Origin of the sequence: Streptomyces sp. NPDC091682 (assembly GCF_044756625.1) — a bacterium.
Classification (GTDB): Bacteria; Actinomycetota; Actinomycetes; order Streptomycetales; family Streptomycetaceae; genus Streptomyces.
This window is the reverse complement of the sequence record NZ_JBIVTH010000014.1, coordinates 110,721-136,699: the sequence shown is the minus strand read 5'-3', so window position 1 is coordinate 136,699 and position 25,979 is coordinate 110,721. Positions and strand designations below refer to the sequence as shown.

Annotated in this window: 13 protein-coding genes; all 13 read right to left on the bottom strand. The window is 66.4% G+C overall.

Annotation, left to right across the window (positions count from 1 at the left end; genetic code table 11):
- Positions 1-4: 4 nt before the first annotated feature.
- Complete coding sequence (locus ACIQK6_RS29380) at positions 5-1,738, bottom strand: hypothetical protein (protein ID WP_329104428.1); 1,734 nt, start codon at positions 1,736-1,738, stop codon at positions 5-7.
- Position 1,739: 1 nt separating this feature from the next.
- On the bottom strand, positions 1,740-7,289 hold the full coding sequence (locus ACIQK6_RS29375) for a hypothetical protein (RefSeq protein WP_402695739.1): 5,550 nt from the start codon (positions 7,287-7,289) through the stop codon (positions 1,740-1,742).
- A 165-nt stretch (positions 7,290-7,454) separates the two neighbouring features.
- Entirely contained in the window at positions 7,455-11,501 is a 4,047-nt protein-coding gene (locus tag ACIQK6_RS29370) for a type IV secretory system conjugative DNA transfer family protein (RefSeq protein ID WP_329104432.1), read from the bottom strand.
- 136 nt (positions 11,502-11,637) lie between these two features.
- Positions 11,638-13,695: a hypothetical protein gene (locus ACIQK6_RS29365; protein WP_329104434.1), complete on the bottom strand. Its 2,058-nt coding sequence runs from the start codon at positions 13,693-13,695 to the stop codon at positions 11,638-11,640.
- Between the two features lie 141 nt (positions 13,696-13,836).
- A complete protein-coding gene (locus ACIQK6_RS29360; protein ID WP_402695738.1) occupies positions 13,837-15,603 on the bottom strand; it encodes an AAA family ATPase in 1,767 nt (588 codons plus the stop codon).
- Positions 15,604-16,036: 433 nt separating this feature from the next.
- On the bottom strand, positions 16,037-18,574 hold the full coding sequence (gene mobL / locus ACIQK6_RS29355) for a relaxase MobL (RefSeq protein WP_402695737.1): 2,538 nt from the start codon (positions 18,572-18,574) through the stop codon (positions 16,037-16,039).
- 94 nt (positions 18,575-18,668) lie between these two features.
- Positions 18,669-19,712, bottom strand: coding sequence for a hypothetical protein (locus tag ACIQK6_RS29350; RefSeq protein WP_402695736.1), 1,044 nt, complete (start codon positions 19,710-19,712; stop codon positions 18,669-18,671).
- A complete protein-coding gene (locus ACIQK6_RS29345; RefSeq protein ID WP_402695735.1) occupies positions 19,712-20,236 on the bottom strand; it encodes a hypothetical protein in 525 nt (174 codons plus the stop codon). The genes ACIQK6_RS29350 and ACIQK6_RS29345 overlap by 1 nt, the downstream gene beginning before the upstream one ends.
- 63 nt (positions 20,237-20,299) lie before the next feature.
- On the bottom strand, positions 20,300-21,010 hold the full coding sequence (locus tag ACIQK6_RS29340; RefSeq protein ID WP_402695734.1) for a hypothetical protein: 711 nt from the start codon (positions 21,008-21,010) through the stop codon (positions 20,300-20,302).
- On the bottom strand, positions 21,007-21,795 hold the full coding sequence (locus ACIQK6_RS29335; protein WP_329104447.1) for a hypothetical protein: 789 nt from the start codon (positions 21,793-21,795) through the stop codon (positions 21,007-21,009). The genes ACIQK6_RS29340 and ACIQK6_RS29335 overlap by 4 nt, the downstream gene beginning before the upstream one ends.
- A gap of 74 nt (positions 21,796-21,869) precedes the next feature.
- Positions 21,870-22,571 carry a hypothetical protein gene (locus tag ACIQK6_RS29330; protein WP_402695733.1) on the bottom strand — a complete coding sequence of 234 codons (702 nt, stop codon included), beginning with the start codon at positions 22,569-22,571 and terminating at the stop codon, positions 21,870-21,872.
- Positions 22,568-23,551 (bottom strand): hypothetical protein, encoded by a 984-nt coding sequence (locus ACIQK6_RS29325; RefSeq protein WP_329104452.1) that lies wholly within the window; start codon positions 23,549-23,551, stop codon positions 22,568-22,570. The genes ACIQK6_RS29330 and ACIQK6_RS29325 overlap by 4 nt, the downstream gene beginning before the upstream one ends.
- A gap of 193 nt (positions 23,552-23,744) precedes the next feature.
- Positions 23,745-25,622 (bottom strand): phage tail tip lysozyme, encoded by a 1,878-nt coding sequence (locus tag ACIQK6_RS29320; RefSeq protein WP_402695732.1) that lies wholly within the window; start codon positions 25,620-25,622, stop codon positions 23,745-23,747.
- Positions 25,623-25,979 lie beyond the last annotated feature (357 nt).

Genomic DNA, 25,979 nt, shown 5'->3' with positions numbered 1-25,979 from the left:
GCGCTCAGGTGGGCTGGTAGTCCTCGGAGTCGGCCTCGGCGTTCGGGCCGTTGTTCTGCGCGCCGGCCTCCTGCTCGGCCGACGGCCCCGTAGGGCGCGACCGCGGCTTGAGTCGCTGCTCCTCGAAGAAGGCCCCGGGGTCGTCGACCGCCGTCTGCAGTGTTTGCTGCCAGTTCTCTCCGAGGCTCCGCTTCAGCTGAGCCTCAAGATCCGGGTACTCCTCGTTCACTGCCTCCATCGCGTCGACATAGGCGTTGGAGTAGACCCGCTGCTGCTCCTCGGGTGGTAGACCGTCGATGTCCATGCTCGCGATCATCACCTCGGACTGGTCCAGGCGGTGCTGGAGCATGTCGGGCAGCCCGCTGGTGTCCAGACCCTGCTTCTGCGCCGCGAAGCCGACCAGGTAACCGAGCATGTTGCCCCCGTAGGCCTCTTGGTCGCCGCGGCCCAGCGCGTTGAGAAGCGAGGTCTTCATCGTCTCGGCGAGCTGAACCTGGTGGGCGTCCGCGTCCATGGGTCGGCGCAGTGTGAACATCCCGTCCTCGGGCAGACGCTGGCCCAGCTGGTCGTCGAACTCCCCGCTCCAAACGGTGTGGACCCGGTCGGAGCCCGCGATCTGCTGCTCGTGTGCAGGAGCCTTGACGATCCGTCCGTGGGCCACGCCGTTGAACATCGTGCGCAGCTCGGGCTCGTACTCCATCCGCTCGCCGATGATCATTCGGGCGCGCTGGACGACCTCCCGGCGCTCCAGGCCGTCTTCGCTCATCTGCTCGTGCAGCCGCTTGCGCATCGCCCGGTAGCCATCGCGGATCAGGCCAACGTCCGCGCCCGGCTCGCGCATCTTCCAGAAGGCGTTCTCCATGAGCGCGACCTCGGTCATGGCTGCCGAGTCCGGAGTGAACATCTCCCGGTGGCCGCGCTCACGGTGCTGCATGGCGTCGAAGCGCCTGCGCCACTTCTTCGTCAGGTGGTCACGCGGATCCGTGCTGCCGATGAGGCGCTCGCGCCGGGCGTCGCTCGGCAGGTCCTTGAAGATCCTCTGCCGGTGCGCAATGTCGCTCTCGGCAAAAGCCACCATGCCACGGGCCCTCGTGTCGATGCGCTCCTGGACCTTGTCCTTGAGGGGTTGGAGGTAGCTGTCCATCTCCTTCTTGAAGTCCGGGGCGAGCATCCGCATCGTCATCACCATGCCGACCGCCTGGATGACCGAGTTGGCATTCACTCCGCGCGAGAGCGACTTGAGACACGACTGCATCATCATCTGCATGTAGACGTGGTGCATGACGCCGAGGTCCTGCGTCCGCTCCTCGTCGTTGAAGCCGGGCACGAACAGCTTCGAGTCCCGCAGCGAGGCCATGTACTTCTCGCCGGCCAGCCGCGTCTCCGCCCGGAGCTTGAGCAGCTGCTCGCGCTGATCCACGCCCTCGCCCTCGGCTCGGTCGACGTCGATCCCGTGCACGCGCTCACGGTCGGCCATCCGCTTCCGGGTCTTCTCACCGAAGAACTCGCGGGCACGGTCCCGGAGCCGCTCGCGCCGGGCGCGCGCACCGTCTGCGTCCTGCGGCCCCGGATCGTCGACCACCTCGGCGTCGATCGGCTCGTCCGAGCGCGAGTCCCAGCGGGCATAGGTGTTGCCTCGCGGCTCACGGGTCTGAAGCCGATCGTCGCCAACCGGAAGCACCTTGATCGCGCGCCGGCGGCCCGCGGGTCCTGTTCCCAGTTCCTTGGGCTGTGCCATCTCAGTACCCCATCCCGTAGCCGTCGTCGTTGACCTCCGGCTGATCGATCTCGATGCTCGGCGTGTAGACCCGGCGCGCCGCGCCCACGCCGACGGCATGCGCGGAGCGGCGATGCGAGCCGCGGGTGCGCGCGGCCTCCGCGTCCTGAGAGATCACGTCGCGCTTGACGACCGAGTCATCGACAGCGATCACGGCGTTGTCCAGGCCGTGCTTCTCCGCGGAGCCCAGCTGATCGAGCTGCCGAGAAGTCTCCGCCCGAGCCTTCCGAGTCCCCGAGGACGCGAACTGCTCGTTCTTCTCGCCGTCGTAGACGTTCTCGCGGTTCTTGGCCGCCTCGACCAGATCGGCGAACGTGCCGCCGTAGGCCATCCGGTCCATCACGGTGCCCCGCAGCGACACATCTTCTTCCAAGTTGCGGATGAGCCCGGTCGTCGGGTCCGCCAGCGCACTGGCCACGCGGGCCACGTACTCCGGGTTGACCGTGACTCCGAAGCCCTCCTTGGACTCGTAGAACTCGATGAACTGCTTCTCCCACTCCGCGGCCCTAGCCTGGACGGGCTCACCGTCGACGAATGCCGTGTGCCACAGGCCCGGGCCGACGTGTTCGATGCTGCGGCCCCTCCAGAGATCGCGGCCGGGGCCCTGGAGCATCGCGTACTTGTGTCGGGCCTCGGCGGCGTCGTGCTTGGCCTGCAGGATCGCCTGGGTCACCGGGTAGGTGACCTCCAGGACGGCCTTGAGGTCCTCGCCGCGCAGCGCGCGCACGGCGCGCTGGCTGAACGAGCCGCCCAGGCCGGTGCCGTGGGACTTGATCGCCGTGGCGAACATCGAGGCTTCCTGGTCGGCCTGCGTGATGCCGGGCGTGCCCTGCGCGTCGCCCAGGTTCCGGGCGTAGTCGGAGAGCTTCTTCTCGTTCCCCTTGGCGCCGGTCTCGACACAGACCTCGCGCACGCTCTGCAGGTGCGCCTCGCGATCCGAGAACGTCAGTGCCGCGCCGAACTCGCCACGCTGCGCCTGGCGGTACAGCCCGCTCAGCTCCTCCGTCACGACCTGCTGGGCGAGCTTGATGTCCTCCGGCGAATCCGAACCCGTGAGTGCCTGTAGCCGGAGCCGGTTCGCCTGGCTCCGCGAACCCTCCAACTCATGGGCCAATCCAGCGTCCTTGGACAGCGCGACCTGGGTGTCCAGCGACACCTGCATGGCCAGCGGGTGTGAACCATCGCCCTTGACCACTCCGGTGTCCAACAGGTTGGCCGGCACCGAGAGCTTCGCCAGGGCCTCGGCCTTGGCGGCATCGCTGTGCAGCTTCACCACGGCGACGGCGTCACCGTCGAAGTCGCCGTCGAAGCAAGCGTCCATCACCGGGTTGATCGCGGCGCCGGTGAGCCGGTCGTCGATCGCGACCCGCATGTAGCGCACGCCGGCGTCACGGAGCACCGGGTCACGCCACACCAGCGCGTGGTCGCCCTCGGCAAGCCCCAGCTGCTCAGCCTTGACCGAGCTGAGCGCAACCTGGTCGACGTTCAGTCGTGGGTCCGCGGTCCACACCATCGTCGCCGAGTCGGTGAGCCGTGAGGCCATCAGCCCGGTCTTGAAGATGTTGCTCTTGCCCGTCAGCACTCGCTTCTGGACGTCGGTCGTGATCCCTTCGAAGGCGCGCTGAGCGCGCGAGACCGATTCGCTCATGCCGCGACGCACCTCGGCGCGCTTCGCGGCGGACAGCCCCTGGCCGTCCAGCTGCTCGGCCATGTAGCGGTAGCGGCAAGCCTCCGCGAAGACGTCCTGGTAGCCGCGGGTGTAGTCGTGCGTGACGGAGGACCCGTCCTCGAACTCCTGACCACTGCGCAGATGCGAGGACATCACCGGCAGCTTCCACGAGCTCGCGCTCACCGTCTCGGTCTGCTCACCCGTCGGATACGTGAGCGGGAACGGGATCTCCATGTCGCCGCCGCGGTCGCCGATGAGGTGGCCGAAGGACTGGCGCATCGCCATGGTGTTCACTCCCGGGAGCTGGCCCGCCTTGCGCGGCTGCGTGCGCAGCAAGTCGGGCATCGGGATGAACCGACGCTCGGTACGCTCGTCGAGGCCCTCTGCCTGGCCGATCACGCGCAGCGTGCCGTCAGCGTCCATGTCCATGCCGGATACCAGCAGGTACTCGCGCAGGCTCGACTCGGCCCCGCTGTTGTGGCCGTAGAACTCGCGCATGATCGCCGGGCAGTCCTGAGACTGCAGCGCCCAGGCCAGCTGAGAAGAGGCCTTACGGCCCTTGCCAGCACGCACCTGCTCCTCGTTGTAGATCTTCGTCTTCTCGTCGACGGCCATATGGGTGACCACGAAGCGCATCTCGCCCATGGCACTCGGCCGCAGTTCTCCGTTGGGCGAGCGTAGATCGGAGACGTTCCCGCTCATCAGCTCGCGCGCCGAGCCCGCGTTGCGCCGGGAGATGAGGCTGAACGGACTCATCACCACGTCCAGACCCGGGTTGGCCCGGAACCAGTTGACCTCTTCGACGACGGCCTGCTGCTGCGCGTCGTGCAGAGGCATGTCCCGGTCGACGATCAGCGAGATCACGCCCTTGTTGCCGTGCAGATCCGAGATCTTGTCGCCCACGACGAGATCGCGCTCCTGACCGCCGGCCCCGCGGATGCGGTGGCGCCCGGCGAACTCCTTCGACACCACGATCGGGTCATCAGCCGTCCAGCCGCCGAAGGTCATCAGCGCCGTCTTCGCCGGCGCGGTGACCTGAGAGGACTGCATGATCGTCGAGGCCGTCATCTGCTGCCGGTCGAACGGGTCGTACCGCAGCGTCTCGAGCTCGGGGAGAGCCATGAGCGGCGCACGCTGTCCGGCCACGCTCTCGTCGCCCGGCACGATCCGACCGTCGGTGTCGATCCGGGCCTGAGCGGTCAGGTACCGCACGATGCCCTGGTTGGTCGCGCCTCCGGTCATCACCGGGTCGAAGTAGCCGCTGGGCGCGGCCACGTTGTTCCGGTCCTTGCCGGTGAGCACCGTCATGTTCCGCCCGCCGGTGAGCCGCCAGGCGTCGAAGCGGTTGTCATCAGCCGGGTCGGTTCGGTCGCGCTGGGCCCTGTACTCGGCGTAGACCGTCGAGCCGGCCTTGATCTCGTTGGAGTAGCGCACACGGCGCGCCTCGGTCTGCAGGATCGCTGCCGTCCACTCCTCCAGGTGCGCCTTGATCTCGCCGGTGGACCCGTCCCGCTGGTACGTGGTGGCGCGCTCGATGAAGTCGATCGGGTGCTTGGTGCCGTACAGCTGTGAGTAGACCGTGTTGAGCGAGGAGGGCTCGCCGGTCTCGCTCCGCCAGGCGCTGAGGTCACCAGCGATCTGGTACTGGATGCGCTCGTGCATGAGCTGCTCGTAGCCGCGCAGGCGCGTGCGCTCCTCGACCGAGGTCGGAGCCTCGCCCGGAGTCTGGGCCGTGATCGTGGCCTCGTAGCCGGGCACGATGAGGGCGTTCTGCCCGCTGGCGAAGGCAGTGGTGATCTCGCCGTACTCGCCGACGTCGAAGACCTGGCCGATCTCACCCGAGATCGGAGTTCCCTTGCCGTCACGGCGCAGCTTCTCGCCGCTCCAGCGAATGACGCCGTGCTCGTCGACCAGGATCTCGGAGACCGTCGCCGCGTTGCGCTCGATGCTCTCGCGCACGGTGACCCCGATACGCCGTATGAACGCAGATTCGTGATCGGCGATCGGCACGGAACGCTCGGCGTTGAAGCGGACGAGCCGGTCCTTGAACCGGGTCGTCTGGAAGGTCGAGCCCATTATCTCGTCGGGGGAGATCTCGCAACGACGAAGCGCGGAGGCGAGGTTGTCGAGGTTCGACCACTGCCCGGTGGGGCTGGTCATGTATCGCGCCACCCGCTCCGGGTTGAAGCGCTGATCGACCCACTCGCCGTCGACGTCATGGGGCAACGCTTCCCAGGTCCCGATGAGTTCGAAGGGAACGTCCTCAGCGTGCTGTCGGACCTTCTCGACGGCGGTGCCGCCGTAGACGAGGTTGCCCATATCGGGCGCCTCCTCGGCCTGCAGCTCGCCGATCTCGTCCAGCCGTTCCTGGTACATCTCTTCGGTCGCACCCGGGCGCAGCAGTTCGCTGCGCACACCCGTGAGCACGTCCCAGTACGAGCGCTGGATGGCAGCGACCTCAGAGTCAGCCGAGTACTCCGGCGGTTCGATCGCATCCAGCTGTCCGCCGGTTCGCTCCAGCTCCGTCTCGGCACGAGCAATGAGATCCTCGACGCCAAGGGCTGCCTGCAGGTTCTCCCGAGCGCTCTCGACGGCGGTCTTCGCATAGGCCTCGGCCGGCTCGGTGTCGAGGAAGAACGCCGGCAGGGAGCGGTTCTTCGCGTCCCGGCGCAGCATCACCTTCGAGCCGGGCCGAGGGCCGGACTCACCGGGGGCCACGTAGTCGCCGACCACGAACATCGACTCAGGGGCAACGTGGTAGCTGTCGGGCACATCCACCACCGTGCCGTCACGGCCGCGCTCCCGGTGTGTCGCGCCGGTCTCGCCGGCGGCGCGCCCCGGCAGATCCGTACGCTCGACCCGACGTCCCTGGGCGAAGCGCAGTAGTTGGACGGCCTCCGCCGGCGAGGGAGAGTAGACCGCCATGCCGCCGGGAACCCGGTAGTTCGTCGAGTAGCGCAGCACGGTGCCGTTGTCGTATATCCGAGCTCCGGCGTACTCCTCCTGACGTGTGTCGGTGAGGCGGATCTCCATGCCGGTCCCGGCGATCTTCGCCTTGATCTGACCTGGCTCGCGGTCGCGCACCACCTCGTAGGACACGCCCTGGGCCTTCAGCTCTTCGAGCAGTGCTGCCGAGCGCGCCACGGCGCGCCGGGACATGAAGCGGTTGCGGTCGACGCGGTTCGTCTGCGGGTCCCGGGCGCCGTCGATGACCCACTCGCGCACCTGGTCGTACTCCCGCTGGCTCATCTTGTCCATCAGCGCGGTGAGTCCAGCGGCGTCGTCGTTCGTCATCGCGCGGCCCGCCTCGAACGGCTTGCCAGCGTCGTCGATGCGCCAGAGCACCATGTTTCCGTGCCGCGGATCGGCCAGGGTCTCCACCTCGCCGCCGGCCACGCGTCCGATGGTCTCGTCCGGCAGGTACACCAGCGCGGTCCCGGCGCGCTTCACGGTCGCGCGTTCGGACCAGTCGGGGTCATAGGGGCTGATCGGCAGCCCGGCCGACTTCGGGTCGACCTGGGCACCGACACCGGTGACGCGGGTGAACTCCCGCTGCGACTGCTGATAGCGCTCGTTCTGCGGGGAATGATCACCGAACTGCGGCTCGTAGCCGGACACCTTCTCCTCGAACGCCCGGTCGATGGCGGAGAGGCAGTCCGTGATGCCCAGCCGCGGGTCGGCCAGTGCGGTGCCCCGTTGACCGAGGATCTCGTCGACTCGGGCGCGGATCGCCTTGGCCTGGGAGATCGGAACGACCTGTCCGGTCTGCGCCCGGGCCTGCTCGACTGCCTTGTAGTAGACGTACTCGTAGAAGTACCTGCGCAGTCCGCGCGCCTTCTTCATAGTCAATCAGCCTTCTGTGAATGCTCCGGGTTACATAGAGACTACATCGCCTATCGAAAGAGAGTCGGAGGCTATTTGTAAGGTGAGTGTCGAGGCTGTCTCCCATAGGTGAGAGATGGCTTCGGCACTGGTTGTGATCCTTGTCCGCCCCTGAGTGGCCGTCAGTTACTTCGAGTTCATCTCGATGGCCATCGCCCTGTCGAACCGGCCGTCGGCCAGCACCTCCCAGCTCGGCAGCGAGGCCAGGTACTGGTAGAAGGCCGAGTAGACCTTCACCGTCGCCAGCGACTTCAGGTCCTCCTCGGTGACGTCCTCCTCCGCGAACACCCGCGAGTCCTTGCCGTTCACGTGGCCGTTGATCCGGCGGGCGGCATTGGCGTATGCGTCCGAGCGGATCTGGCTGATGTAGGTCTGAGACCCATCGGCGCTGCGCAGTTCGCCGTCGCCGCCGACCGAGAAGTGCTCGCGATCCTGCTCCAACTCGGTCTGCGCGGACTTGTAAGCCTCACCGATCTCGATGTCCAGGCTCTTGACCTTTGCCGAGCCGTCGGGATTGACCAGCATCTCCTTGCTGATCGTCCCCTCCGCGTAGAGCAGACGCTGCCGCTCGACGCTGACCGCCTGGCTCTCGGCGACTGCGACCCCGACCTCGACGTTCTCGATGAACTGGTCCTCGTCGAACATGCTCATCCCCTCGTACTCGTCGGGGTCGACGACCACCGGAGCGTTGGGGTCCTGGCCCTTGTCGACCGTGGTCATCGTCGTGATGACCTCCATGACCTCGTCGGCGTAGACATCCGGGTCCAGGCGCTCGACGTCGACCTCCTGGTAGCCGTAGATCTCCTTGTACTGCGCCTTCGCGTCCGCGGCCTTGACCGCCTGCCGCATGCGCTTCTCCAGCATCTTCACGAAGTCCGGCTGATTCATCCGCACGTCGAAGTCCATGGCACTGGACAGCGTTGGGATCGTCTGCAGCGAGTACGTGTGCCCCGGGTGCTTGATCGTGTTCCCCAGTAGCCGGAACGACATCGGCAGGATCGTCTGGTTGCGGTTCCAGATCGGCGCATCGCCGGCCCGGAAGACGATCGAGTTGCGCGGCGAGAGGAAGGCCATGTCGTTGTAGCTGATCAGCGGCTCTTCCTTGGTGCTCATCGTGTAGGAGACCCGGCCCTCGGTCTTGCCGCCGATGACCTTGTCGAGATCCTGGCTGATCTGCTTGCTGTCCCTGTACGACCGGTGAGTCTTGCCGCTCATCTTCTCCAGCGTCTCGATCATCGAGTCGTCCGTGGATTTCAAGAAGACGATGTTCGAGGTGTTGCCCTGCACGATCTTGTCGACGCTCTCGCCGTAGACGTCGCGCAGTTGCTGCAGGGTCTGCAGGATGAGCGTGAACTGCTGCTCCTGGCCCAGGCCGATGGAGAGCATCGTCGCGAAGCCGTCGATGCCCTTGCCCTCCGACTGCAGGTTGCCGAGCTCGTCGAGCATGAACCGCGTGCGGTAGAGCGGCTTCTGGTTGGACTTCGTCATGTACGCCTGGTCGGCGCTCACGTCGAACAGCTGCTTGACCAAGATCAGGATCAGTTTCGCGTACTTCATCAGGTGCGGCGGAGTCACGAGGAACAGCGCCTTCGGGGACTCCGAGTAGCGGGACAGTTTCTGCGTGATCGCCCGTGCCTGATACGAGACCTTCTCCGGGTTGCCGCCGCCGGAGAAGTCGATCCGCGTGTCCGGGTAGAGCGTGTCCCCGGCCTGGAAGGACAGGATCTTCCCGTCCCGAGTGCCACCCTCACGCACCGGCTTCAGCTCACGCATCACGCCGTTCTTCACGATCTTCTTGCCAGTCACCGGCTCGACCACGTAGTGCCGGCCATTGAGCGAGACCTGGTGGGTCTTCGTGAAGCTGAAGTAGAAGGTGCGCACCAGCATCTTCGTCTGCGGGTTGACCAGCTCCAGCTTGAGCCAGGCTTCGTCGTCAGGGAACTTGCCCTTGAAGTTGTACCGGGCCCAACCTTCGCGGCCGACGATCTCCTCGTGCTCGAAGTCCTCGCCGAGGCTCTTGGTGAACATCGGGTCCGCGTAGGCCGACCACACGGCCTGCTGACCGACGAGGTGGTCGCGCTTGACGTAGTTCGGCGCGAAGCGCACGCCGAGGCGGCGCGGGAAGCTCAGGCCGGCCAGGTCGGTGTTCTGCGACGGCTTGCCCGAGGTCAGCGTCGAGATCGTGGGGTCGGTGAAGAACGACATGGCGGTGATCGCGATGCCGTACACCGAAGCGAGCATCTTCTCCGCCCCGGCCATCGAGCGCAGCGCGTTGTGGGTGTTGCCCACCAACGTGCGCATGTTGTTGCGGGGCAGCTCCTCGCTCGCGTTGAAGTACAGGCTGAGCATGTCCTGATCGGCCTTGCCCTCCCACATGAAGGCCTGGGCCGCTGCCTTCTCCTGCGCCTCGGCCAGGGCGTCCCCGTTGTTCTCGAACTCGCCGGCCTTGACCCGCTTCTCCAGTTCGGCCTCAGGGTTCTTGATCTTCTTCGAGCTCATCTGCACGAAGAGCTGGTAGCAGTTGTAGAGCGTGACCTTGCCCCAGAGGTCATCGAGCTTCTGCTCGAGCAGCGCCGGGTCCATGCTCAGCGCGGCCGCGGCGCTGCGCAGCTCCCGTTCCTCCTCCAGGTAGAAGTCGATGAGTCCGTAGGCCGCGCGCTTGAAGGCGTTGTTGGCGGCGTTGGGCCAGACCGGGTCCTCGCCGGCGTCGAGCGGAAAGAAGATCCCGGCGATGTTCTCCACATAGAGCGCGCACTTGGTGAAGTTGCCCTCACGCGCTGCGTCGGCCGCCAGCCCCAGGGGGTTGTAGATGTCGGTCTTCATGGAGTTGATCAGATTGAACTGCACCGGTTCGAACCCACGTGTGACCAGCGGCACGTAGTTCTTCACCAACAGCTCGCCCTTGGGGTCGTTGATGACCATGTTCGAGGGCTTCTTCTCCCGCGACCACATGTCGATGACCGGCTCGATGTACGTCTGGCCCTTACCGGCTCGGGTAATGGCCAGCACCATGGTGTTCACCGGCGCGGTATCGACCACGTACGCCCCGGCAGGGCGCTGGACCTCGTACGCCGGGAACGTCCAGTCCTCCTTGATCAGGGCGGCGACGGTCTTGTACGTGTCCGATCCGAAGCCGAGTTTGTCCCGGTTCTTGCCGTCAGGGTTGTACGGGATGCGAGTGGTGTCGTACTTCTGCCGCAGGGTCTTGACATCGGGGAGCCCGGATGCCTCGAACAGCTCGTCGCCGAAGCCTTCGTCGATGATCGGCAGGGTCTGCGTCAGCGGACTGCCTTCGTCGTCGTCCATGACCTCGCCGGCGTAATAGGCGAGGTTGCCCTCCTCATCGATGACGTCCTTCTCGGCGCGCTGGGCGACCTCGACGGTGCCCAGACCCTTCTGCCTGAGCATCATGTGGCTGAGCATCGAGCTGACCTGCACGCTCGAGTGAGCGCCGGCGTCGGGGAACCAGTCGTAGTTCTGCTGGATCTCTTCCGGCAGAGCGATGTGCTGGTCGTTCTGGTACTGGTTGATGTCGCTCGTGGTGTTCATCAGGTTCGCCGCGGCGACCCTCCGCGAGAACCACGTGCCGATGATGAGGGCGACCATCAGACCCGAGCCGAGCGTGATGAAGAGCTTGAACCCCGAGACGTCGGCCAGCTGCTCTCCGACCGTCGTCGCGCTCTTCTCGGGCTCAGCCGGCCTGCCGGCGCTGAGCTCGTCGTCCTTTGCCGCGGTGTACCAGATGGGCACCGGAACAGCCTCAGCGCTGGGGTAACACTTCGCCTTCACGTCCGGGTTGCCGTCCTTGGTCAGGGGCCGGTAACACTTCACGACCGAGCCGCCCGCACCCGTCGCGGTGTCCTGAACGTAGTACGCACTCGGCTTGCCGCTGCCGCTGCCGGACACGCTCGAGCCCACGGACACGCTCACCGACAGCACCGCCGCGGCGATGAGCGAGTAGAAGACCCAGGCAACGACCGTCACCAGCACTCCGGCGATCACCGCGACGACGGTGCCCGGTCTGGTCGACCTCAGGGTCAGGAACTTGCTGCGGTCCAACTGCTGGTTGTCGTAGACGTCTCGGTTCGTCAGCGTCTCGACGGGCGTCCGCGCCGAGATCTTCTCCCAGCTGCTCGCCTTCGGCCGTGCTGCCTTCCGCCTGTTCGTGGCCATCGTGATTCCTTGCTCTCGAGCCTCGCTCATTTCGCTGTCCCGCCGTCCAGTGCGCCCGGCTGCGCAGACGACGACGGCGCATGGGGAACGCGCCCCATGCGCCGTCAGATCACCCCGTCGGTCCTGACCGGATCGCTCAACGGATCGAGACCACCCCGACGATGAAGCCGGCCACGCCCATCAGGAGCGAGAGCGTGACGATCAAGACGATGAGGATCTTGTTCGAGCGGCTCTGCATCTCGGAAGCCCGCGCCAGCTCGTTGGCGTAGGACTCCTTGTCGGCCTGCATCTCCGTCAGGCGTGCTTCGTACCGCTTGGCCACCGAATCCTCGACCATCGACAGCTGCTTGAGCAGGTCGGTGACCCGCGTCACCTGGGAGTTGGTCTTCTCCTTCTCCAGGTTGAGGTTGTGCTGCCAGTCGGCGTCCCGAGTCGTCATCTGCGCGATGGCGTCCTTGCGGTTGCGTTCGAGCTCGTCCTCCATACGGCGGATCCGGTCGGCGTGCTCAGAGCGCACCGACTCCAGGAGGTCCCGCTGTTCCCGGCGCAGGATGCCGATCTCGTCCGTGGTCCGCTGCTGCTCGGCCAGCGCCTCGAACTGGGCGATGTCGGCCTTGCGGTTGTCGTCGACGATTCGCTGGATCTCGGACTTCCACTGCCTCAGACGCTCTTCCTCGGCCGCCAGGTACTCCGACTGCCGCTCGGCCAGCACCTCGAATATCCGCGTCTGCCCGGTCTGCATCTTCAGCGTTGCGTCCGACCGCCGGACCCGCAGGATTTCCTGCTGGTTGTGCGCGTGGGTGTCCTCGATGTCCCGCTCGATCTCGGCGGTGGAGTCAATCTGCTCGCGCTCCATCCGCGAGCGGTTGCGCTCCTTGTACTGCAGCTCCGCCGAGAGCGCCGCCTGCTGGGCCACCTTGGTGGCCTGCGCCTCATAGTCCTTGGCGATCTCCGCCCGGCGGGCTCGGATCTTTTCCTCCCTCTCCGTCTGCCGCTGCTGGTGCTCAGCCTCAGCCGCGTCCTTCAACAGCTTGTACCGGGAGCCCTCGCGGTCGGTGGCCACCGCACGGATGACCTGCTCGGTGTGTGCCGACATGAGGTTGACGTAGAGCGCACGCAGCTCGTCCTTGTGCGCGGAACGGAGCTGCATCAAGTCTGCGTTGGCCTGCCGGTTGAGCTGGGCGACCTGGTCCCCGAGCCACTCGGTCGCTCCCTCGGGCACGGCGATCTGTACGACCGGTGCGCCGATGGCGAAGGTCGCGTTGAACTCATCGAGCCGGACGTCCAGGTCCAGTTCCTCGGAGAGGAACCGGCGGGCGATGACGTCGCGCACCTGGGCCTGATCCGCCAGCAGCACAGCGTCTCCGGCCTCCTGGTGGTCGCCTTCGATGCCGTAGCCGGCGTCGGTCTCGTCGAAGCCCTCGTAGCCGGTCACCTCGTCGCCGTCGTAGTCCGGCTCTGGCTCGACCGAAGCGGTGCCCACGTCGTCCCCGTCGAACACGGGTGCGTCCACCCCTTCACCGTCGTCGACGACGTCGCTGAAACGCGGCTCGTCGTCCAGGCCCTCGCCAGCCCCCTCGTCACCGGGGATCTCATCGAAGATCGCATCCCCCTCGTCCTCCCAGAAGACCGCCGGGGCGGGGACAGCGGTCCCGGCCTCGGCGACCAGGCCGCTGTGCTCTTCCCACGCCTTCTTGCCCACGGCTTCTTCGAGGCTCGTGGTACCTGCAGCGACAAAACGCGCCTGTGCGAAGGTCGCATCGTTCACCAGATCGACGAGCAGATCGCCGCCGGGCTTCTGCCACACGACGGCCCAGGCGTAGGTGGCGCCGGTGAGCAGCGAGTACTCCTCCATGCGCGCGAGGGTCTCGTCGGTGGGGATGATGCCGAAGACCTCCTCTTCGATCATCTCTGCCGTGGCCACCGTGCGGATCTGGTCGGAGCTGATGAGCTCGATGATCGAGCCCTTCGCCTCGTCCCGGCCGTGCCGCATGCTCAAGCCGCCGATCTCGTCGGCAGCAAGCACGAGCATCACCCAGGCCGTGCCGCTGGGAAAGACGAACGGAGTGTTCGACCGCAGCAACTCGACCGCTGCCGGGATCGCCGTCTCCCTCACCACGGAGGCCAGAAGCTCGTGGGGCTTCTTCTTCCGTTCCTTCTTCTGGCGGACCGCCGCCGTTCCCAGAATGCCCATTGATGCCGATCCCCTCGCCAAAAGAACACAGTCCGCCTGGTTTATGAGCATCCTATCGTCGTCTTGTCAGAGTAGGCAACTACAAGACCTCGAAGGGCTATCGACTCGTTAGTCGACTGGGTCCTGCCTGCCTTGACCGACTCATCGCACCGCACTGACCTCGATGTGGGCATCGGAACTCAGCAGGTTTTTGTCGTCGCTGACCAAGTCGCCGACGACGTCAATGCGGATCCGTCGCTCTGAGGGGTGCTCGTTGAGGAAGGTCGCCACAGCGGTGGTGACCTCGTCGGTCAGTTTCGCCATGGCCGCACGCGCGCCGCCGGCATCGGAGTCGGTGTCACCCTTGTCCTCGATGAGGTACTGCAGGACCCTCGCATCGACGTCGACCCGCACGTTGTGCTTGATGAACACCTCCTGCACCATCTGCCGCAGCTTCTTTCGCACGATCTTCTGCTGCGTCGGCAGCGACAGCGGCTGGAAGGGTACGATCGCGTCGATGCGGCCCAGCAGCTCGGGCGGGAACCGGTTGTCGCCCGTCGTCGAGGAGATGGAGCGGCGGATCAGCTTCTCGTACTCCATCAGCTGTTTGCCCGAGCCGGTGTCGTCGGCGGCGTACTGCGAGATGCTCTTGTAGATCTCCGTGCCGGCGTTCGTCGTCAGGACGATGTATGTGTTGAGGAAGCTCACTTCGCGGTTGTTGTCGTCGTTGAGCCGGCCGTCGTCGAGCACCTGCAGTAGCACGCGCGTGACCATCGCCGAGGCCTTCTCGACCTCGTCGAAGAGCAGTACGGCGTGGGAGAGGTCCCATACCCGCTTGGTGAGTTCGGAGCGGAAGGCCGCGAATGACGAGTCCTCGGCGTACTCCGTCATGTCGAAACGGATCAGGTGCCGCTGGTCATCGCCGAACAGCAGCTTCGCCAGCTGCTTGGTGAGTTCGGTCTTGCCGACACCGGTGGAGCCCGTGAACAGCAGGCTCGCCATCGGCTTACCCTTGTCGTTGAGGTCCGCCACCGCCAGCTGCAGGCGACGTGCCACCGCGCTGGTCGCCCAGTCCTGGCTGAACACCTTCTCGTCCAGCTGCTTCTTGATCTTCGCGCCGTCGACCTTGAAGGCCACGTTGACGTTCAGGGTCTCCATGAGCACGTCCGAGAGCAGGTCCCGGTCCATCGGCCGGTGCGTCAGGCGAGACCAGCCGACCATGGAGTCGAGCACGAGGATCGACTTGCGCGGTTGAGCGCTGGCCGGCATGTAGCGCTGGGTGTACTCGTAGATCTGCCGGAAGATGTGGTCGTCGTAGAACTCGTCGGCCACCCCGTATCGTTCGGCCATGCCCTGCAGGATCTTGATGGTCGTCGACTGGTCGGGAGGGTTCAGGTTGATGCGTTGCAGTCGCTCGACGAGCGGCTGGTTCGGCGAGATGTGCTTGTGGAACTCCTCGTAGGTTGTCGCCGCGATGATCCTGATGCCGCGGGTTCCCGATGCGGCGAGGACCGGCTTGATCGCCTCGACGGCGGCGTCGGAGAGCTGAACCACCTGATGGAACTCGTCGATGAAGAGGATCAGTTCGTGCTTCTCGTTCCTGACGAAGTCCTCGGCCTCGTCGAAGAAGCCCTTGAGAACCGCGGCCATGTTCTCGGCGGTGCCCGCCTCGGAGATCATGCGCGCTGGGTCCACCTCCAGGTAGAGGCGGTCCTTGTCCACCAGCATCGTGGCCTGGACCAGGGCCGTCTTGCCCGTGCCGGCCTCGGCCAACAGGAGCGCGTTGCACAGCTCGGGACGGCTCATCGAGGCCAGCAGCTGTGTCGTCTCGTGCTCGCGGCCGACGATGTCGCGCTCGGCCTTCTTCAGTGGCTCCGAGAGCTTGGACAGGAGCCGGTAGCGCTCGTCGAGCTGCACCTCTTGAAACATGCCACACAAGACCTCTCGACAGGACTGATGATTCAACTGGAAAATCAGTCGAAACCTATCACGAGTCGCACTTGATAGGGCACTTGATGGGGGGTTGGAAGGGTTGTTGAGCGCATTCCGAGTCCTTTCGTTCTGCGCTCTGGTCGAGGGTTGCCCACCCGCTGCACTCGGGCTGGCTGTCCTTCGGCGCCTGGGGCTGCTCGGGCTGGTAGTCGAAACGCTCACTGGCTGGGCCTTGGATCGGAAGCCGGCGGCCGCGCGATCAGTGCTCTCGGTGGTGTGAGCTGACTGGCAGGTAGGCGCCCCGCGATAGCGCTCCAGCGAAGCCGTCATGGCTCGTCGCCCCATCCCGCTCGTGTCCCGTGTAGCCGAAAGGCCCCTGGATGTCGTTCCAGGGGCCTTTCGAGGGGTCAACTCGGCCTCGACCTTGGTCTCAGCCGACCGTCGGCTGGTCGACCTCGACCTCGGCTGCCTGCTCCCGCTCGATCTCGGGGGCCGAAGCCTGAGCCTGTGACTCCTTGGCCGCGGCCTGGGCATCGCGGGCTGCGCGCATGAAGGCGAACTGGTTGTCCAGCGTTTCGCTGTCGACCTTGAAGTCGGAGGCCTCGACGGACTTGGTGTTGACCACCGGGCCGGTGCCGTGCGTCGCGGGCACCACATTGCCCTTGAAGTCGTAGACGGTGCCGACCTCGTTGCCGTCCTTGTCCAGGATCGGCTCGGTGTTCGGCCCCGCGGCCTTGGCGATCTCGGTATCTACTGTGGTCACAGCCTGATCGACTCGGGCCTGGACCCGCACGACGAGGCCGGCGTCCAGCGAGGAAGCCGTGGATTGCCGCATCCGCTCGGCCTGCCCGCGCCCGGCGCGCAGCTCCGCGATTCGGGAACGCAACACGAGCGAGCCGGATCCCTCGCCCGACTGCTGGGGCATCAGCTCCCGGGAGATCCGTGTCATCGCCGCGACATCGTTCACCGGCAGATCGGGAATTGCCTCTGCCTGACCGGACTGGTCCAGGTAGTCCATCGCCGCCAGCAGCAGCCGTCGGCGATCCCTTGCCGTCTCGACGAAGGCCTGGTGTGCGCGTTGCCCGATTGCGACGTCGGTGACGAAGTCGTAGCCCAGGTGGTGTAGATCCAAGCCCTTGACCTCGTCGAAGTCATACGCGGCACTGACGACGACCTTGAAGTCCGTGCTGACCGCGTCGGTCTCCGTACTCGCCCGGTCCTCGGCGCTCGACCCCACGCGCAGCACCAGGCCGGAGGAAGCGAGATCGGCCCGGAGGCCGTCCAGCTTCTGGTCGTAGGACTGCTTCATCGTCCGAATGCGCGCGTCCAGCACCGCCAGGCCGCGCTTGCCCTCGGTCAGGAGCCTGCCGCCGGGCTGATCGTAGATCGTCCGGCCCAGATTCTCGGCCTCCTCGGAGTCTTTCGTCCGCTGCAGAGAGGCATCCGCGCGCAGGGCCATGAGCGAGAGCAGCCGCTGGCCGTAAGCCGCCACGTCCTGCTGCTGCTCGTGCCACGCGCCTGCATCCCCGACGAAGGGTAGGAAGTGCCGGTACTTGCCCACCAGCCTCCAGTGGTAGTCCTCCTCGAAGCGATAGAAGTCGTAGAGCGGGCGCGAATCCTCGGCGGCAACACCGGCCTTGTCGGCCCGTTCCCACTGGTGAGCGAGATCGCGATAGACCTCGACCTTCTCCCGGTGATGCTGCAGACGTGAGGCGTAGCTGCGCAGCCGGAAGCCGAAGGAGACCAGATCGGCTTCCGTGTTCCCGTGGTCGACCTGACGATCTGCAGCCAGCGCTGCCATCTGCTGATAGTCCATCCCCATGACTTCGAGCATCGGCGTGCGCACGCGCAGTTCCGACTCCTGCATGGTTCGCAGCATCTGGTAGATGCCGTTGACGGCGCGCTCCGTGATCTGCGTACGTCCCTGCTCGACCAGCTCCTGCCATTCCTCCGCGCTCAGGGACTCCTTCGCGCGGCGCTCGTTGGCGTGGTCGACGATGCGCCCCATGGCCTCCGGCATCGGGGACCCAGCACGTTCGAGCTGCTCCTTCACGAGCTCGGTCACCAGCTGGTTCGCCTTGCGCATGCGAGCGTCGTTCGAGCCGGCGCGCCACAGCGTTCGGTCCACAGGCAGGCAGGCGAGCAGAAACTGCGGCAGAGACTCGGCACGGATTCGCTCGTGCGCCCACCGCTTGATGAAGGTGGTGACGTTGCGCCGCTCGTAGCCGACGGCGCTGGAGAGGTGAGCCACCGCCTGCTTCTCGTCGAGCCAGGCATCGACGCCGCGGCGGAGCCGGAACTTGTGCCGGTCCAGTAGCTTGCCCCGCTGTGTGCCGTTCTTCGTCACCTGGCCCCGGCCGCCGTCGACCATGGCCAGGTGGCAGTGCACATGCTCGGTGTCGACCTGGATGACCCCCACGTACCGCAGGTCGTCGAAGCCGCTGGTGCCCGAGCTCATCCGCTCCAGGCCGTACATGATCGCCATGCGCAGCTTCATCTGATCGATGTGGCCGCGGTAGTCACCGCGGGCTTCGCAGTGGAAGTCATCGGCGACGATCTTTTGCTTCCGCAGGTACTCCTCGTCGAAGGACAGCACGGTCTTCAACACGGTGTGCCCCGCGTCGAAGTAGCGCTGGATGTCCTTGCTGGCCGCCTTGAGCTGTTCGTCCGAGAGCGAGACCGAGCCGTAGCCGAAAGCCACGCCGCCGTCGCCTTGGGCCTGGCGCATCTCGTGCTTCGTCGCACCCCGCGAGATGCCGACGCGCTCGACGGCGGACTCCCGCGCCGTGTAGCGCAGGATGAAGTCGTCGGTGCGCAGACGCTGGATCGGAGCCAGAGACTCCGTCGCCTGCGCGCGGGCCATGTACCGGGTGACGTAGTCGCCCGGCGTCGCGCCGCGCGATCCCTTGCCACCGGGCAGCGGCACGCTGAACTCGTTCACGATCACGATGTCCTGCTTCAGGCCCATCGTCGCTCTCCTTCCCGTCTCGCTACCGATGCACTACGGCCCCGGCTGCTGTCCGCCAGCACCCGGGGCCGCGCACGTCATGCCTGATCCGTCCTCAGGAGCCCAAGCTCTGCTCGTCGTCAACGCCGAAGTCCAGATCGGCCGCACGCTGGGCCACCTGGAGCTTGCGCTCGTCCAGGCTCGGAACGGGCTTGACCTCACGTCGGCGTGTCTCCTGCTCCTCCGCCTCCAGGTCGGGATCCAGGTCCAGGTCGCGCTGCGCCTCACGGGTCGGAACCGAGGAAGCGGACGGCACCTTCTCCTCTTCAGCCCTGTGCAGTGGTGCAGCCACGCGCTCCCGGTAGAGGTTCTCCGTGGTGCCCTCGGTGCTCGCACGCTCGGTCTTGTACCGTTCCCGTTCGGCGGCGATCTCCGCCTCGATCTGCCGCAAGCGTGCGTTCATGCCGTCAGCGACCGGCGCTGCCTCGGGCACGGGCGCTCCGACGACCTGCTTGACCTCGGTGTCCAGGCCCAGCTCGTCCTCGGTGAACAGCAGGTTGATCGCGTCCGAGCGCGACTTCAGCCCACGTGCATCGACTACGGCCTCGGCCCGCGGGACGCCGTTCTTGGAGTGGTCGGCGAAGTAGCCGGCGAGGTCATAGCCGCTGGACTCGAGATCGATCTCCAAGCCCCCGATGCCGTGGATCTGGGCGAAGACCACGGGCACGTCACCTTCGGTCTGAACCTCCGACGGAGCGAGGACAAGCATGTCCGCCGTGGCCGGCAGCTCCCACTCGATCCCGGTGACCTGCTCGGGCACGGTGAAACCACTCGTGAAGTATCCCTTGCCGGCCAGCACCACCAGCTGCTGGTCGTCGAACTCGTAGAAGGCGTCCACCTTCTCGCCCTGGCCGGGGGAGTAGGTCACCTGGGAGATACCGAACGGCAGGGCCTCGGCCGGGGTGACCGAGCGCAGCTCGCCCGTCATGTGCAGATACGGACGATAGTTCTCCTCCACGCCCCGATGCTTGAGGTCGAGCGATTCGACCATGACGCCGAGCTCGGCGACCACCCCCTCCAGCCGGTACGTCTCCACTCCTCGTTCACGCAGGACGCGGTGGGCCCATACGTCGTTCATCGTCAGTCCTGCGGTACGCATCACTTGCTCCTCTTGCGGTTGGTCTTGTTCGTGTGGGTGGGCCTGGTCGTGGACTTCGGTGTGACGTCGGCCCCGGTCGCCTCGCCCCGGACGTCCTGGATCTTCGCGATCATCCGAGTTGCCCAGCGCCACATGCCGCGCATCACGACGATCTCGCCCGCCGCGAGCAGTACGACCAGGAAGAGGAGCGGCATCAGCCACATGGCGATGGTTCCATCCGCGCTGAGCGCACCCCGGGATGCGCCCGACTGCTGGTGCAGCCACGCGCCCAGTAGCGGGAGGATGACCACGGCCGTGATGAATGCCAGCAGATAGTCGGCGAGAAGGACGACGGCCCGGAAGAACCCCGCCCACACCACGACGGAGAACCTACCGGCCTGATTCTTCGGAGCCAGGCGCCGCCATCCGGTGCGCAGCTTCGAATCCTCGTGCTCCTCCTCGGGCTTCGCCGTGGTCTTCCTCGCCGCCGCGGCCGTGCTCGTCGGGACAGTCGTCTCGGTCTTCTCCAGGGCCTGAGTCGACATGTTCGTGTCCTTACGTTTCGTAGGGGTCTTCTGGGGTGCGTGCCGAAGCGGTGGGCGCTCCGCTCACCGTTTCGGCTTGGGGGAGGACTGTTCCTCGCTGGCGCCGACGAGGGCGTCGCGGGTCTTGCTGGAGGCCCGGTAGGCGTCCAGCGACGTCGCCGTGCCGTCCTGAGAGGTGGAGTAAGTGAGGACCACGAACTCGCTCTTGGCAGTGCTGCTCTGAGTCGGGCCAACGCGGACCGGATCGAGACGGGCCACCCCCGTGTAGGAGTAGTTCAGGCCCTGCACCCGACTCACGTGGACGTCCAGATCAGCAAGCGCGTACGTCGTCCCAGCGCCCTTCGTGGCTCCGGTCGCAGTCATCCACTCGGGCACGAACTCGGTCAGTACCCGGGACTCGTGGTCGAGGAAGCCGTAGCGCGCGTCGAGTAGCGCCTGCTGCTCCTTGACGGTCCGGCTCGTCGCCGAGCTGTCCGTGAGGCCGAGTAGAAGGGACCGGCCCGTCGTCCTGTCACGGTTCGCCCGCTCGATGTCCACGCCCGGCAGCTGGGCCAGCAGCGCCTTGTGCTGTGCCGCGAGCTCGGTCTGGGCGTCGCTGAGGTTGCCTTCGAGCTTCTGAACGACCGCGTCGTCCTGGACGTCCGACGCAGCCGGAGCGTCGCTGAGCAGGCTGGCTCCGAGCGTGACCACCGAGAGCGCGAGCAGCGCCCCGGTGCCGCCGAGCAGGATCCTCCCGGCGTGCAGTCGCAACTTGTCCTTGGTCTCCTCGTTCACGGTGCCTTCACCTCCTGCTCCAGAGCCTCGCCCGTGGCCGTCGTACCGGTCTGGATGTTCACGAAGGCGTTGCGGACCAGGTCGTAGTCGGCGCGGGCCCAGGCCAGCACCGCCGGCTTCTCGCCCGCACCGGTCCTGGTCTCCATCGCCAGCCAGGTCACCGCGATGGTGCCGTCGTCGTTGACCAGGTAAGGCGCCTGGACGGCCCACTCAAAGCCGGAGTTGAAGCTCATGGGGATCCCGACGCCGGCTGGTACGTCCTTGTCGCTGGCGAGCAGGTACCACGGGCCCAGGTCTCCCTGGTGTACCGAGGGGGCGAAGTAGGGGATGAGGTTGCGCAGCGTCGACTGAGACGTCGCCGCGTCGAGCTTGCCGCCGGCTGCCGCCACGTTGGGCGTCAGGTAGCGGTAGTCGTTCTGCAGCTTCGCGACCTGACCAGCCGCCGTCAGGGCCGTGGTCAGACCACGCTCGGCGTCGCCGACCTTCGGTAGCGCCGCGGTCTTCGCCTCGGTGATCCTGATCTGCTCCTGCAGAGAGGACATCTCCGGTACGGCCGTACCGCGCGCCGCGCTCTGGCCGCCGGAGATTCCTGCGGAGAGTACGAAGCACAGCAGTGCGCCGACACCCATGCTCAGGCCGGCCGCAAGGGTGGGCTTGCGCAGGATGCCCGCGGGCTCCGTGTGCTCAGGAGCGTCCGCGCCCTCCTGCGAGGACCCGGACGTCGCGACGAAGCGCGTCTTGCGTACCGTGGACCCGCTCGACTCCTCGGCCTGTGTCGATGCCATTAGACCTCAACTCACCGTTCCACTCGAATATCAGCGCAACTCTATCAGCGAGGCGAGTCGAAAGGGAGTGTGAGTCATTTGGAATGGCGAGTCTCGCCGCTCGCCGGCACGCCGGAGAGGTTCGAGACCTTGCCCTGGGCGTCGACCGTGACGAAGAGCAGCGCGCGCCGGTGCGCCGTGACGCTGGCTTTGCTCGCCTTGTTCTGGGACGTCGCGTCGGAGGTGGCCTCGACGTCGGTAAGGACGGCGTAGGTGTAGACGCCCGCCTTGGCGTCGATGACCTCTATGTCCGGATCCGCGCCGAGGGTCGAGTTCAGGCCAACCGTGTCGATGTAGTAGTAGCGCCGCCCTTGGGAATCCTCGTTGAACCTCGACGGGGGCATGAACGACTTCAGGAACATCTCGTTCTCGGTGAGGTCGAACCGACTCTTCAGTCTCTCGCGCGCAGCCTCGTAGCTCTGCCCCGAGTCCCACGTGAAGACCATCGAGAGCAGCGACCTGATGCGCTCACCGTCGGTGCTCAGCCGGCTCTGGCTGACACCCAGGGCCGCCATGACGTCCGCGTTCGCCTGCTCGGCGCGACTCTTCTGGACTGCCGCCAGACGTCCCTCGACATCGTTGATCCGGGCTTCCTGCTCAACCACGGCCGCGTGCTGGCTGCTCCAGGTTGCTCCGCCAACCGTCGCGACGACCGCGAGGACCGCTGCCGTCCCCAGGACCGAGATGTTGCGCCGGAAGAATCCCCGCCGCGCGGGTGCTGCCGTCTGCTCCGTCATCGCTTCCCGCCCTCCTCCTGTGTGCCCGTGCCGCTGAGCTCGGGTACTCCGGACCCGGCCGGCATCTTGACCGCCGGGTTCTCGTACTGAGCCCCGGCGGCGGTTACCACGAGGGCCAAGTGGTCGAAGGCCCCCGCCGTGCCGTTGCGCACGTAGCGCGCGCTCGCCCAGGCGAGCACCTCGCCGCTCGTCGTGTCCCGGCACAGCCAGACGACCCTTGCCTGGTTCGTCGCGCCCGGGCCGCCCTTCACGCTCAGATCGGGCATCACCGTCTCGACCTTCCATGCGTACGTGCTCGGGGCAGCTGCCTTCTCGCCGTCATAGCGGATGTACCAGGCGTGGCGCGGATCGATCTCGGTGGTCGCATCGAACGGCGTCAGTGACGAGGTGCTGTACGCCTCCTTGTCGCTGACGAGGAAGGAGTCCTTGCCGAAGAGCGGCGCCAGGTCCCGTCGGTGCTCGACGATTTCCAACGTGGCCTGGTTCGGAGCCCCGTTGTTCGTGCTGGGCTGGACACTGGCCTGGTGGTACAGCGTGGCGAAGGTCTGCTCGCCCGCCGCGACCTTCTTCGCGTCGGCGGCTGCCGCCTCGGCGAGCTTCGACAACTGCGCGCCGGCGTCCGCCTTCACGGGCGTGGACTGGGCATCGTCCAACTGTTCCTCGAGCTGGACGATCCGGGCCTCGTTGTCCGCTGTGGTCGCCTTGAAGCTCTCTCCGGTCACGCCCGTAGCGACGACCAGGGCGAGGATCCCGGTACTCATCACCGCGGTGAGGCCACGGCGGAGCAGGCGCGCGTTGTCCGCTGGGGCGCGGGCCTGGCCCTTCTCGCGCTGGCGCATCATCCAGCCCGCGAAGCGCTCTTCGAGCTCAACTCCGGTGACCTTCGTGTGCGTCTTCGATGCCGCGGGCTTCTTCTCGGGCATCGACTCGCTCTCCCGCTCCGATCCGGTGCTCTCGGACTCGTCAGGGGGTGTCGTCACGGAACGCTCCTCACTCCGCATTGTCCTCATAAACGACTCGAGCCTATATCAAAAGCCATTCGCGGCCGAGTCTGAATCCATTCAGTGAGGGCATCGAAGGTGGGACTGGCGCGCGGGCCTGACTCGGACACGAAGAAGCCGGTGCCCGGATCGCCGAGCACCGGCTTCTTCCTCCCAGGTCAGATGCCGCGCATCAGGCCGTCTTGATCTTGTCGGAGGTGAGCATCGCATCCGACATGTCCACGAACTTCCAGCCCTCGGCAGCCAGCCGCGCTGCGCTGTCGACGCGGACCCGGCCCATGTAGGCGCAGTAGCCAGCCTCACCGACGATGACCTTGTCCCCTTGGACGCCGAGCACCACGAGGGTGTGGCCGACGGGAGTGGAACCCGGCCCGGACCCGACCGAGTAGGGGGCAGGGGTCGACTGCATCGTCTTGCCGGTCCCCTGTGCGATCGAGTAGGCCGTCTGCTTGCCATCACCGGCCGGGTAGGCCTGGAACGTCGTGTACTTGTTCACGAAGTAGGTCGAGAAGCTCACGCAGTTCATTGCGTGGTTGTCGCCGCAGGAACCGGGGCCGCCGCCCGGACCGTACCGGTCGTCGAGGAACTTGTCGCCCTCCTTGTTGAAGAGGTCGACGAGGGCCTGGGCCTCCTCCTGCGTCATCCCGCCGTCTTTCAGCGAGACAGAACTGCCGGTGGAGGTGCAGTTTCCCAGGATCGTGTCGATCCCGTTCGCTATGTTCTCGATGATCCCGCCGACGATGTCCTCGACGCCACCCACGATCGAGCTGTCGACCGACCAGCCGCTCATCTTGCCGAACCACATCTCGGCCTTGTCGCCTCGTGCAGAGATCCCGGCCGCGCCGTCAGCGGAGCGCTCCCAGTTCTCGTGAAAGTGCAGCGCTGCCGCACGCGGCGAGCCCTGCGACTTCCTGAGCATGTCCTTGAAGACCGCAACGTCGCCCGGGTTGTCACCATCGACCATGAAGGCCAACTGGGCCTTGATCGTGAACCAGTCGACGCCCTTGCCGTTCGCGTACTGGCGCAGCAGCGTGTTGCGGCCGAACGTCCACTGCCCGAGACCGATACCGTTGTCCGTGTTCTGCGCGGCGCTGGCCTTCGCGGCGGTCATGGCATACGTCCCCGTCGGAAAGTTCTGCACACTCGTCGGGTCGATCCCAGACTCCTGCGACCAGTTTCCGAGGATGCCCGCGATGTTCGCCTTCGGCATCCCCCAGCTGCTGAGTACCGAGTAGATCTCCTTGGCGTTCTTCTCCACGTCCGCCGGGACGGTGGCACCGGAACCGTTGCCGACGCTACCCGCGTTGACGACGCACGCCGCCCTGTTCGCGTTGATGCGTCCCTCGGTCAACGCCGTCGAGTTGAGGACACCGGTCAAGACCGTGCCCAGCAGGGCCACGGTGGCGGTCATCGCGACCACACCCGACAGCGCTGCCGCTACAGGGGCCATCGTCGCAGTGACGGTGATGCCCAGGATCGCGCCGGCCCCCTTGGCCAGGAAGCTGCCGATCGCCATGAACGGCGCAGCGATCGCGTGAGCAACCGCCTTGACGACGTTGACGATGAGCATCCACAGCAGCTTCCCGGCGTTGACGGCCATCGCCATGGCTGCGAAGAACATGGACTTGAGCCAGTTCAGTAAGGCCATGGCCATGATTACGCCCACGGCTGGCGGAGCAGCCGCCGCACCACCGCCGACGGCGACGCCCTTGGCCGCCTTCGAGCCCAGGCCCTCGTCGTCCTTCGTCGCACTGCGCTCGTAGCCCGTGCCGCCGACACCCAGCTCGCGCTGGTCGGCCGGCTTGGCGTCCGGGCTGCCGCCGGTGGCCTTGGACACGCCCTTGACCGCGTCCTGGGCCCCCTCGACAGCGACGTTCTTCGCTGCGCCAACGGCGGCTCCCGGAAGCCCGCCAGCCTGTGCGCCGGCCACGGCACCGGAGACAGCAGCTCCCGCGTAACGCCCGACGTTACGACGGGTCGCGCTGCTGCCGTCTCCTTCGATCGCCTTCTGGGTCGCGCCTCCGGCCAGGTTCCCGGCGACGCCGTTCATACCCTGCTTGAACGTTGCCCCGGCATTCGCGGCCCCGGCTGTCTTGCCTGCGGTGCCTGCGGTGCCTGCGGTGCCTGCGCTGTCCGGTATCTTCGGCCCAGCCCCCGACGTCTTCGGCCCAGCCTCCGGGATCTTTGGTGCAGTGTTCGCCGCATCAGATGGGGCAGAAGGGCGGATCGTTGCCCCGGCATTTGCGGCCCCGGCTGTCTTGCCTGTGGTGCCTGCGCTGTCCGGTGTCTTCGGCCTAGCCCCCGACCTCTTCGGTGCAGTGTTCGCCGCATCAGATGGGGCAGAAGGGCGGATCGTTGCCCCGGCATTTGCGGCCCCGGCTGTCTTGCCTGTGGTGCCTGCGCTGTC

Excerpts from the sequence above, each read along its gene's own strand:
- mobL (WP_402695737.1), bottom strand. The coding sequence starts at position 18,574 with ATGGGCCTGAAGCAGGACATCGTGATCGTGAACGAGTTCAGCGTGCCG.
- ACIQK6_RS29380 (WP_329104428.1), bottom strand. The coding sequence starts at position 1,738 with ATGGCACAGCCCAAGGAACTGGGAACAGGACCCGCGGGCCGCCGGCGC.
- ACIQK6_RS29350 (WP_402695736.1), bottom strand. The coding sequence starts at position 19,712 with ATGCGTACCGCAGGACTGACGATGAACGACGTATGGGCCCACCGCGTC.
- ACIQK6_RS29320 (WP_402695732.1), bottom strand. The coding sequence starts at position 25,622 with ATGAACGGCGTCGCCGGGAACCTGGCCGGAGGCGCGACCCAGAAGGCG.
- ACIQK6_RS29345 (WP_402695735.1), bottom strand. The coding sequence starts at position 20,236 with ATGTCGACTCAGGCCCTGGAGAAGACCGAGACGACTGTCCCGACGAGC.
- ACIQK6_RS29375 (WP_402695739.1), bottom strand. The coding sequence starts at position 7,289 with ATGAAGAAGGCGCGCGGACTGCGCAGGTACTTCTACGAGTACGTCTAC.
- ACIQK6_RS29330 (WP_402695733.1), bottom strand. The coding sequence starts at position 22,571 with ATGACGGAGCAGACGGCAGCACCCGCGCGGCGGGGATTCTTCCGGCGC.
- ACIQK6_RS29335 (WP_329104447.1), bottom strand. The coding sequence starts at position 21,795 with ATGGCATCGACACAGGCCGAGGAGTCGAGCGGGTCCACGGTACGCAAG.
- ACIQK6_RS29370 (WP_329104432.1), bottom strand. The coding sequence starts at position 11,501 with ATGGCCACGAACAGGCGGAAGGCAGCACGGCCGAAGGCGAGCAGCTGG.
- ACIQK6_RS29360 (WP_402695738.1), bottom strand. The coding sequence starts at position 15,603 with ATGTTTCAAGAGGTGCAGCTCGACGAGCGCTACCGGCTCCTGTCCAAG.
- ACIQK6_RS29365 (WP_329104434.1), bottom strand. The coding sequence starts at position 13,695 with ATGGGCATTCTGGGAACGGCGGCGGTCCGCCAGAAGAAGGAACGGAAG.